The 11,084-nt window shown below is 67.6% G+C and carries 7 protein-coding genes and 1 pseudogene; 2 read left to right on the top strand and 6 right to left on the bottom strand.

Features of this window, described 5'->3' with window-relative positions:
* Window positions 1–518 (bottom strand): hypothetical protein (locus tag VNR91_RS10815; protein WP_325490777.1); only part of this gene is annotated, 518 nt, incomplete at its 3' end.
* Between the two features lie 162 nt (window positions 519–680).
* Between VNR91_RS10815 and VNR91_RS10810 the strand changes: the two genes are divergently transcribed.
* Window positions 681–1,088 (top strand): winged helix-turn-helix domain-containing protein, encoded by a 408-nt coding sequence (locus tag VNR91_RS10810; RefSeq protein WP_325490776.1) that lies wholly within the window; start codon window positions 681–683, stop codon window positions 1,086–1,088.
* 129 nt (window positions 1,089–1,217) lie between these two features.
* Complete coding sequence (locus tag VNR91_RS10805; protein WP_325490775.1) at window positions 1,218–4,091, top strand: TonB-dependent receptor; 2,874 nt, start codon at window positions 1,218–1,220, stop codon at window positions 4,089–4,091.
* Here the strand turns inward: VNR91_RS10805 and VNR91_RS10800 are convergent.
* The 5 genes and pseudogenes from VNR91_RS10800 to VNR91_RS10780 form a co-directional block, all read right to left on the bottom strand.
* Window positions 4,088–4,699, bottom strand: coding sequence for a peptidylprolyl isomerase (locus tag VNR91_RS10800; protein WP_325490774.1), 612 nt, complete (start codon window positions 4,697–4,699; stop codon window positions 4,088–4,090). The genes VNR91_RS10805 and VNR91_RS10800 overlap by 4 nt on opposite strands.
* 65 nt (window positions 4,700–4,764) lie before the next feature.
* Window positions 4,765–6,510, bottom strand: a complete 1,746-nt coding sequence (locus VNR91_RS10795; RefSeq protein WP_325490773.1) for a M1 family metallopeptidase — start codon at window positions 6,508–6,510, stop codon at window positions 4,765–4,767.
* Window positions 6,511–6,583: 73 nt separating this feature from the next.
* A complete protein-coding gene (locus VNR91_RS10790) occupies window positions 6,584–9,304 on the bottom strand; it encodes a TonB-dependent receptor (RefSeq protein ID WP_325490772.1) in 2,721 nt (906 codons plus the stop codon).
* A 214-nt stretch (window positions 9,305–9,518) separates the two neighbouring features.
* Window positions 9,519–10,955: an amino acid permease gene (locus VNR91_RS10785; protein ID WP_414712407.1), complete on the bottom strand. Its 1,437-nt coding sequence runs from the start codon at window positions 10,953–10,955 to the stop codon at window positions 9,519–9,521.
* A 27-nt stretch (window positions 10,956–10,982) separates the two neighbouring features.
* Window positions 10,983–11,084 (bottom strand): annotated as a pseudogene (locus VNR91_RS10780) (hydroxyproline-2-epimerase); the annotation flags it as partial.

Below are 11,084 nucleotides of genomic sequence, written 5' to 3'. Positions count from 1 at the left end.
GCGCGCAGGTGCGCGGCGTGCGCCTCGCGCTGCAACTGCGCGGCGCGGCGTTCATATTCGCCCATCTCCGCCGAATAGACCACCGACAGCAGCAGCCCCGACAGCGCCGAATAGGCCCAGAACCATTGCAGCACCGCCAGCGCATAGCTGGCGATGGTCGCGTCCTCCCAGTTGCGCATCGGCATGAACAGGTGAAAGATCAGGAAATTGACCACGGCGTGCATCACCGAACACGCCAGTGCCGCCACCACCGCCAGCACCAGCCGCCGCGACAGCGCCGCCCCGCGCGTACGCACATGGAAGGCGGCGATCCCGAACGACAGCAGCACGCCGATCGCGGTGACGATCGCGCGCGGCGCCAGGAAACTGGCGTCGTCCCCCGCGCCGGTCATGATCCGGCCGGCGGTCATCACGCCGAACTGCGCCGCCCAGAACAACAGGATGGTGACGGTGGTGATGCGCCGGGTGAGCTGCGTGGGGAGCGGCGGTGGCGGCGCCGGCGGCACGACGGCGTTCATGCCATAGTGCTATTACTACCACCCCGCCAAAGCCAAGCGCGACCGATGCCGTTCGTGGGCCAGACGATGCGTTTGGCAGCGCGCGAGGCCCTTTGTCGCACCTCGGGCGGCTTTTGCGACATTCGGGTGCCGTGTTCCGGCACCGCGGCCTAGCGTGGCGTCATGTATACCGCGTCCCACATCGACAGCTTCACCCTGCCGCACGAAGCGCCACGCCCGATCGTCAAGCGCGGCGCGCTGACGATGACGGTCGAACCGGTCGAAATCTGCTGGAACGGCCGGCGCGTGCCGCTGTCTCCGATCGAGGCGACGCTGCTCGGCGCGTTGATCCGCCGCAGCCGGATGCGCTGGGAAGATGCCCACGATCTGCTCGCCGACCATGGCTCCTGCCCCGAAAGCCGCGACGTGCTGATCCACCGCATCCGCCGCAAGTTCGCCATGATCGGCGCGCGCGACCCGATCGAGACATTGCGCGGCTGGGGTATCCGTTTCCGCGCCGAACGCGACATCTATGGATCGACCGCCTTTTGGATCGGCGCGCGGGAGAGCGATCAGCCCGACGCGATCTGACCGGCCCGGGCGAACCGATAATTCTCGTCTGCTGCCCCCGGACTGCCAATCTTTTGCGACAAATCGCTGCTAACCCGCGCCGAATGGTGTCGGGACCTGCCCGGCGAGTACCGGGTGGAGTTGATCGGCGTGGCAAAGAACGGGTTGTGGCTGGGCGTCGCTTTGGCGCCAATGATGACGGTGCCGGCGGCCGCGCAACAGGCGACGACGCCCGAACCCGCCGACCACGCCGCCGCCGGGCAAGCGCCCGACGAGGACGAGCTTGGCCCCGACATCACCGTCACCGGCGCGCGGGAGCGCGGCGCGGTGCCCGGCGACATCAAGCCCGACATTCAGCTCAGCCCCGCCGATATCCGCTCCTACGGCGTCAGTTCGATCTCCGAGCTGCTCAACGAACTCGGGCCGCAAGTGCGTAGCGGCCAGGGGCGCGGCGGCGCGCCCGTGGTGCTGCTCAACGGCCGCCGCGTCTCGGGCTTCTCCGAGATCCGCGACATCCCGACCGAGGCGATCGAGCGAGTCGACATCCTGCCGGAGGAGGCCGCGCTCGGCCTGGGCTATCGCCCCGATCAGCGCGTGGTGAACTTCGTCCTGCGCCGCCGTTTCCGCGCCTATACCGGCGAAATCGCCGGCGGCGGGGCGACCGGCGGCGGGCTCTACACCGGATCGGCCGACCTCACCCGGCTGACGATCAGCCGCGATCGCCGGTTCAACCTCAATCTCCACTACGACGGCGGCACCGCGCTGTACGAGGCCGACCGCGATATCATCCCGACGCCGACGCAGGGTGCGTTCAGCATCCCCGGCAACGTCACTCCGGCGCTGGACGGCGCGACCGAGATCGACCCCGCCCTGAGCGCGCTCGCCGGCCAGCCGGTGACCGTCGCCGGGGTGCCGATCGGGCAGAACAGCGCGCTGGCGCTGAGCGACTTCCTGCTGCCCCGGACCGCGAGCAGCCTCGCCAACTATCGGACGCTGAACGCGGCCAACCGCACGCTGTCGACCAACGCCACCTACAGCCGCACCATATTCGGCAACGTCAGCGCCTCGCTCAACGGCACTTTCGCCGCCACGGCGAGCGCGTCCGAACTGGGGCTGGGCAGCGGCGCGCTGGAGGTGCCGGCGAACAGCCCGTTCTCACCCTTCGCCAGCCCGGTGCTGGTCAACCGCTATTTCGTGGAGGCCGGCGCGCGCGAGCGTGAGGTCGCCGGGAATACCGGCCACCTCGGCCTCGTACTCAACGGCGACGTCGGCAAATGGCGGTGGTCGTTCACGGGCGGCTTCGACCGCGCCTTTTCGCGCACGTTGAGCGACACCACGCTCGATCTGGCGGCGGCGCAGGCGCGGATCGACGCCGGCGATCCGACGGTCGATCCGTTCAACTACCTCAGCCCCGCGCTGCTCGGCGATTACCGCCGCGACTATGCGCGCTCGATCACCACGACCGGCAATGCCGAGGCGACCGCGAGCGGGCCGGTGATGACGCTGCCCGCCGGCAAGCTGGTCGCGTCGTTGAAGTCGGGATACGAGACCAGCAGCTTCGACGCCCATGCGTTCCGCTCCGGCCTGCTCAGCGACAGCGATCTCGACCGCCAGACCGGCACCGTCCAGGCCAGCGTCGACCTGCCGATCGCCAAGCGCGGCAATTTCCTGGGCGCGATCGGCAATCTGTCGGTCAACGCCAACGCCGCGCTCAACCACGTCTCCGATTTCGGCGACCTCAAGACCACCGGCTATGGGGTGCGATGGTCGCCGATCGACGCGATCCGGGTGATCGCCTCGGTCAACCAGACCGAGAGCGCCCCGAGCGTGTCGCAGCTCGGCAACCCTGTGGTGGTGACGCCCGATACGCGCGTGTTCGACTATGTGCGTGGCGAGAGCATCGACATCACCAGCGTCGCCGGCGGCAATCCGCTGCTGAACGCCGAAAGCCGCCGCGTCACCAAGCTGGGCCTGACGCTGAAGCCGCTGGGCAGCACCGACCTGACCGTCACCGCCAACTACGTGAAGGCGCGCACCCGCGATCCGATCGCCAGCTTTCCCAGCCCGACCGAAGCGATCGAGGCGGCGTTCCCCGACCGCTTTACCCGCGATGACGAGGGGCGGCTGGTCCGCATCGATACCCGCCCGGTCAATTTCGCGCGCGAGGACAGCCAGGAACTGCGCTGGGGGTTCAACTTCGCCAAGCGGATCGGCCCGGCCCCGCCCCAGCGCCCGGCGGGCGGCTTTCGCGGACCCGGCGGCGGTTTCGGCGGTCCGGGCGGCGGCTTCGGCGCTCCCGGCGGGGGGTTCGGTGGCCGCGACGAAGGCGGCGGCGCCCCAGCCACCCGCCCCGGCACCACGGCGGGAGAGAATAGCGCCACGCCGCCCGCGACGGATACGGTCGCGGCAACGGGGGCGAGCACCGACACTCCGCCGGCGGGTGGCGGCAGCGACGCCGATCGCCGCCGTAACTTCATGAACACCATGGCCAATCCCAACAACCCGCGCGGGCAGGCGATGGCGCGTGCGATGAGCGGTGGGCGGCTGCAATTCGCCGCCTATCACACCTGGCATCTCCAGGATCAGATCCTGATCCGCCCCGGCGTCCCGGTGCTCGACCTGCTCGACGGATCGGCGACCGGCAGCCGCGGCGGCCAGCCGCGCCACGAGATCGAGGTGCAGGCGGGGGGCACGCTCAACGGCTATGGCGTGCGGCTGTCGGGCAACTGGCAGTCGGGAAGTTCGGTGAACGGCGGCACCGCCAACGCGCCGACCGACCTGAAATTCTCGTCGCTGGCGACGCTCAACCTGCGGCTGTTCGCCAATTTCCAGCCGAACATGGCGCTGGTGCGGGCCAATCCGTGGCTGCGCGGGACACGGGTGTCGCTGAACGTCACCAACCTGTTCGACGCCCGGCTGCACGTCACCGACGCAAGCGGCGCGACCCCGATCAACTATCAGCCCGACCTGCTCGACCCGACCGGGCGCACGGTCAAGCTGAGCATCCGCAAGCTGTTCTTCTAACGGCAATCCCGCATCAGCCACTCGACCGCCCCGCCTTTGGGGCGGTCGAGCGTGATCCGGCGGATGAGCACCGGCGTGGCGAGTTGTTCCCTGTCGTCGGCCGGCGCCGCCTGGATCGCGCGCACCACCGCCATGCCGCTAACGACGCGGCCGAACACGGCGAAACCCTGCCCGTCGGGATTGCGCTGCCCGCCGAAATCCATCGCCGGCGAATCGCGCACGACGATCGACCAGCTCGACGTCGCACTGTCGGGCGCGGCGCGGGCCATCGACAGCGCGCCGGCGACATGGCGCAGCCCGGTCACCGAGGTGCGCTCCATCGGGATGGGGGCAAAGGCGGCGAATTCCGGTCCGTCGCGCGCCTGCATCTGGATGACGTCGATCGGTACGGGGTTGAGCACGGCGCGGTCGCTGCGGACGGTGCGGAAGAATGTGCCGCCATCGAAATGGCCGGCCTGCATATAGCGCAGGAAATTGCACGCGGTGACCGGCGCTTTCCCCGTCTCGATCACCGCGCGGATCGTGCCGCGCGCGGTGTCGATCCGCACCACCGGCGGCCGCTCCGCCGCCGCCAGCTCGCCCGGCGGGGTGACCGCGACCGCGAGCAAAACCGCCGCGCACCGCCAAGGGGAGGCCGTCCTCGGGCGGAGCGCGACGGTCCCGGTGGCGCCGCTCACTTGCGCTGCGACGCCTGCCAAGCCTGATATTTGTCGATCGCGTCCGACTGCATCAGGATCTTGGAACCCGGATCGATCGTGACGGCGGCGAACGGACCGGCGGCGATCTGGCCGGTGCCGTCGGCCATCGGCAGCGTCACCGTCCGGCCGTCGACCCGCACGTCGAGCGGCATCGGGAACGGCACGTTGTCGGGCGTCTGCCAGCGCAGCTTGAGCATCCCGCCCTCATGCGCGCGCACCAGCTTGGGCAAGCCCGCCTTGTAGAGATACGCGTCGAAGAACCACTTATAGTCCTTCCCCGTCACCTGGTTGACGATCTTCAGGAAGCCCTGGGTGGTGCCGAACTGCGGGGTGAAATTGCCCGGCTTCGGATCGTCGCGGCCATAGACGAGGATGCGGATCGACTTGAAGAAGGCGTCGTCGCCGATCAGCTGGCGCAGCGTGTGCGCGACCCAGCTTCCCTTTGGATAGATGTCGCCGCGCGGGCCGGTCGGGTCGGCATAGACCCATTTTTCGTCGCGCTCGGCGCCGCTGACCAGCGGCTGTTCGTTGCGGATGCCGGCGCGCTGCGACTTCAACTGCGCCATGTAATCGATCTCGCCGCCCTGATATTGGGACAGCAACGGCTGCGCGTAGGAGCCGAGTCCCTCGTGCAGCCACAGGTCGTCGTAGTTCGCCGCGGAAAGCTGGTTGGCGAACCATTCGTGGCCGAATTCGTGGTTCATCAGCCAGTCCCAGCCGAACGGCGTCTTGGGATAATCGTTGGAATATCCCACCATGGTCTGGTTCTCGAGGCCGGAGAACGGCACGCGGATCACGCCCATCTTCTGGTCCGCCCACGGATAGGGGCCGATCACCGCTTCCCAGAATTCCAGCGTCCGGGGGAATTCGGCGAACAGTTCCGCCGCCTTCGCCTCCTCGCCCGGCAGATAGTAGAAGCGCATCGGGATAGTGTTGCCGAAGCGGCTCTTATAATCGCCCTCCATCACCTTGTAGGGGCCGACGTCGAGCACCGAGCCATAGGTGTGGATACTGCGCGCCGCCCAGTTCCACGTCGTCCAGCCCGGCGCCTCGGTCTTGCTCACCAGCTTGCCGTTGCCGACCGCCATCAGCCCCGTCGGCACGGTATAATGAAGGTCGGTGGTCGCCGGCTTGAGCGTCGGGTGGTCGAGGCACGGATAGAGCAGGTCGCAGCCGCCGCCCCACAGCGAGGTGTCGATCCACGGGGATTTGCCGTCGGGCGTCGTCGTCCACGTGGTGCCGCCTTCCCACGGCGGCCGCTTGGCGAGTGGCGGCGTGCCGGAGAACACCACCCTGGCGACGAACCGCTTGCCCGCCGGAATCGGGTTCGGCAGCGTGATGCGAAGCTGCCCGTCCGGGTTCGAATAGGCGGTGGGCGCGATCGTCCTGCCATCGACGCTGATCGAGGCGATGCTGAACTTGGGGAACATGTCGAGGATCAGCACCGGCACCGGCCGGCTCGACGTGAGCGTCAGCGTCGCGGTGCTCTCGATCCGCTTCTGATCGGGATAGACCTTGGTTGCCAGGTCGAGATGCTCGAACGTCAGCGCAAGTTGCTCGGGCGGCATCACCCCACCCATCTTGCGCGTCTGCGCGGTGACGAACTTCGGGTCGGCGGGGTCGGTTATCGGCGCCGCCACCTGGCGTTGCGCCATCGCGGCAGGGGCCAGCGCGACCAGCGCGCTCCCCGCGATCAAAGCCCGGATGGCCGCTGTCCGCATCTCGTATTCCCCTCCCGCGATCGCTTGTCGTTGAAGCGTGGGGCGGTACGTACCGGCCCCACGCCCGTCCAGCCTAGAACCCCTTTTGCAGACGCACGTAGAAGAAGCGACCGCGCGAGTTGAAGGTGAGGTTGTCGAAGCCGTTGTAGTAGTTGCCCTCCAGCCACGGCGGCATCGCGTCGCCGACGTTCTCGACGCCCAGCGTCATCCGCGCCTTCTGGGCCTCCCAGTCGTACATCAGCGCGATGTCGTGCTGGATATAGTCCTCGGCACGCAGCCGGGCGCCGTTGACCAGCAGCGAGGCGTCGTTGCGGACCGGGCCGACGTAACGCATGCCATAGGTCGTGGTGAACGGCCCGATCGTCCAGGTGGCGCGGCCGGTCGCCTTGTAGCGCGGGATCGTCCCCAGCGCTGTGGTGAAGGTGCCGACACGCTCGACCGCGGGCTGGTTCGGCGCCGGCGACAGCTTGTAGCTGTCGGTATAGGTCACGTCGCCGCGCAGATCGAGCTTGCCCGCCGACCCGAGATCCATCCGGTAGTTGACGCCGATGTCGATGCCCTTGATCTTCTGATCGAGCAGGTTGGCGCGGCCGGCGAACACTTCGTACAGCGAATTGTCCGGGTTGCGCGTCACCAGAGTCTCGAACCCGCTGACCCCCGCGGCATTCTGCGCGATGATATAGTCGGGGTCGGGAATGCCGATGATGTCGGCCTTCTTGATGCGGAAGAAGTCGACGGTCAGCGACAGGCGCGGGACGAAGCTGGGCGTGAACACCGCGCCGACCGTCAGCGTGTCGGCGGTTTCGGGCCGCAGATTGGGGTTGCCGCCCGCCACCACCCAGGCGCCGGTGACGACCGGGGACTGGGTGCCATGGCATCCGGCCAGCGACGCATAGCCGGCGCCCTGACAAGGATCGGTCAACGGTCGATAGCCGCGCGTCTGCGTCGAGTTCGCCTCAGTGAAGTTCGGCGCGCGGAAACCGGTGCCCCACGAACCGCGGATCAGCAGGTCGCGGATCGGCTTCCACTTCACCCCGACCTTGGGATTGGTGGTGCTGCCGAACGCATCATAGTCGGAATAGCGCACCGCCGCCTCGACATCGAGGCTGTAGACCAGCGGAATGTCCTTGAGCAGCGGCAGCCCGACCTCGCCATAGACTTCCTTGACCTTGCGGGTCGGCGGCAGGAACGGCGGGGTCTGGGTGGTATAGTCGGCGGCGTTGTCCTGGAACTGCTCGTAGCTTTCCTCGCGATATTCGGCGCCGACCGCGATGTTGACGGTGCCGTAGGGCAGCTTGAACAGCGGCCCGGCGATATTGGCGACGAACGACCGCAAATCGGCGTTCACGTCACGCCAATGCTGTGCCGACACCGACGCCAGTTGCGCCTCGGTGATCGATCCGGCGGGGCCGAACAGGTTGATCGGCACGCATCCGGCGGTCTGCGCGCAGGTCGTGTTGAGGTAGAATTTGCGCGTGGGATCGTCGATCGCGAGCTGGAAGCGCGACTGGACGATGCCGAAGCCGCTGTTGGTATATTGGTCGAGATGCTGGACGTTGGCCGACACGTCCCAGTTCCACGAACCGACCTTCCCCTCCAGCCCGGCGACGATGCGATAGAGCTTGGCGTCGACTTCGTTGCGGCGGCTGTTGCCCAGCCCTTCCTCGACGAAGGTGCGATAGACGGTCAGGTCGCGGCCGAACGGGTTGGTCGGGCTCGCCGCGCCGACGGTGACGGTGCCGTCGTAATAATCGGGCGCCAGGAAGCCGAGCGAATGGCGCGTGCTGTAACCGGCCTCGACGAATGCCTCGATGCCGCTGGTCAGTTCGTAATGGCCATTGGCGCTGACGTTGATCTGGCGGATCGCCGATGCGCTCGATTCATAGGCCCAATAGTTGACGCCGTCGTTCGCGGCGAGGCCGTCGTCGGCGGTCAGCGCGCCGGGGAATCGGGCGTCGCGATAGTCGGACAGCGAGCTATAGCCGGTCGCGCCGTCCTTCAGGATCAGGATCGCGTTGGGCCGGGAGGGGTCCAGCCCCTTGAAGGCGGTGCTGGTGGTCGGCGCGGAGTCGCGATAGTTGCGTCCGCCCATCGACCGCCAGTCGGGATCGAGGCTGACCGGGCGATCGCCGATGACGTTGCCGCCCGATTCGCGATAGCTGGCGTTGACGATGAAGCCGCCCCGGCTGCCCTTCATGCCGAACGTGCCGCTGAGTTCGTAGTTGGGCAGGTCACCGCGACTGGAGACGCCGGAGCCGGCCTTGAGCAGGACGCCGTCATAGTCGCGCCGCAGGATCGAGTTGACCACGCCGGAGATCGCGTCGGAGCCGTAGACCGCGGAGGCGCCGTCCTGCAGCACCTCGACGCGGTCGATCATGTCGAACGGGATCGAGTTGAGGTCGACCGTGCCGCCGGCCGAGTTGGACAGCATCCGGCGGCCGTTGAGCAGCACCAGCGTGTTGACCGCGCTCAGCCCGCGCAGGGCGATGTTGGCCGAACCGTCGTTGCCGCGACCCGCGCTGTCGCTGGCCGCCGCGCTGGCGACCGGCAGTTCGCGCAGCAATTCGCCGATGCTGGTGCGACCGGTGCGGTTGATCTCCGCGCTGTCGAGAATGGTGAGCGGCGCCGGGCCGGTCAGATCGCCCGATGGCAAGCGTGATCCGGTGATGACGATTTCGGGATTGTCCTGAGTCGCGCCGCCGTCACCTGACGCATCCTGCGCCCAGACTGGCGACGCCATCACCAGCGGTGCCGCAGCGGCGGCCAGAAAGGCGGCTTTCCGAAGTTTCCTCACGCTAGACCCCTTTTTGTCTTGCTGAACCTGCCCGCGTCGGTTTTCCGACTCACCGGGAATATACTGTATACGATCTTTGGAGCACCTTGTCCAACGAGCCGACCTCTGATGCGCGCGGCTTGCGGCGGATGAAGTAATCGAACTGGCCCCACACACAAAAAAAGGATCGCACCCCAGGGGGATGCGATCCTTTTCTTGTCGCGCGCGGCGCCAATCAGATGCCGGTGACGGCCTTGCCCTTGCTCGCCAGGCTGCGGGTGCGGCCATAGAGCAGGTAGAGGATGATCCCGACCACGTTCCAGCCGACGAACCGCGTCAACGTGTGCAGCGGCAGGCTCGACATCAGATAGAGGCAGCCGAGGATGGCCAGCGTGCCGACGATATAGGGCTGCGGGCAACGGAACACCCGCTTCAGCTCCGGCGCGCGCTTGCGCAGGATCATCATGCACGCCGCGACCGCGATGAAGGCGAGCAGCGTGCCGGCGTTGGCCAGCTCGGCGATCTCGTCGAGGCGGAAGAAGCCCGCGACCACCGCGACGAACACGCCGGTCACCGCCGTGATCACCACCGGCGAACCGGTGCGTTCCGACACCTTGCTCAGCCCGCGTGGCAGCAGCCCGTCGCGCGCCATGACGAAGAAGATGCGGCTCTGCCCGTACATCATCACCAGGATGACCGAGGGCAGCGCAATCAGCGCCGCGAGACCGATCGCCCACGCCGCCGCCGGATGCTCGAGCGTGCGGAGCACATAGGCGAGCGGCTCGGCAGACTTGCCAAGGTCGATATAGCCCGCCGCGCCGATCGCCGACACCGCGACCAGCATGTAGATGAAGGTGCAGGCGGCCATCGATCCGATGATGCCGATGGTCAGGTCGCGGCCCGGATTCTTGGCCTCCTCGGCGGAGGTCGCCACGGCGTCGAAGCCATAGAAGGCGAAGAACACGATCGCCGCCGCCGCCATCACCCCGCGCTTGACCCCGTCGGGGCTGACCGTGCTGCCGAAACCATAGGGCATGAACGGTTCGAAATTGCCGCCGGTGAAGGCGGGCAGCGCCAGCGCGACGAACAGCGCCAGCGCCATCAGCTTGATCGCGACGAGGATGATGTTGAACGTCGCGCTCTCCCGCGTGCCCGCGATCAGCATTCCGGCGATCGCCAGCGCGACCAGCACCGCCGGCAGATTGATGATCCCGCCCGCGTGCGGCCCGGACAGCAACAGCGGCGGCAGATGGATGCCCGCCGCCTCGATCCAGCCGACCAGATAGGCGGACCAGCCGACCGCGACGGTGCTGCACGCCAGCGAATATTCGAGGATCAGGCTCCACCCGACGATCCAGGCGATCGATTCGCCGATCACCGAATAGGTGTAGGTATAGGCGCTGCCCGCGGTGGGGATCAGCGTCGCCATTTCGGCATAGGCGAGCGCGGCGAAGGCGCAGACGGCGCCGGCGATGGCAAAGGACAGGACCACCGCGGGTCCGGCGCGGTCGGCGCCGACGCCGGTCAGCGTATAGATGCCGGTGCCGACGATCGCGCCGATGCCCAGCGCGATCAGATGCGGCCAGCTCAGCGTCTTGCGGAGCGCGCGATCGGGCTCATGCGCCGAATGCGTGTCGAGGGGCTTCAACGGCCCCAAAATTCCTCTCGCCAAAAAATCCCCCCTTTGTCGTTATCGCCGTCAAACCACCGAGAAGCCGGCCCAGAACGGGTCCTCCCGGTCGATCCAGATCGTGTTGAAGCCGGTCGCGATCGCCGATCCTTCGATGGACGGGATGATCGC

Origin of the sequence: Sphingomonas sp. (genome assembly GCF_035555815.1) — a bacterium.
GTDB lineage: Bacteria > Pseudomonadota > Alphaproteobacteria > Sphingomonadales > Sphingomonadaceae > Sphingomonas.
This window is presented reverse-complemented; position numbering and strand designations above follow the sequence as displayed.

Bases quoted from the DNA above. Each gene is read 5' to 3' on its own strand.
- VNR91_RS10810 (WP_325490776.1), top strand. From the start codon at position 681: ATGTATACCGCGTCCCACATCGACAGCTTCACCCTGCCGCACGAAGCG.
- VNR91_RS10795 (WP_325490773.1), bottom strand. From the start codon at position 6,510: ATGCGGACAGCGGCCATCCGGGCTTTGATCGCGGGGAGCGCGCTGGTC.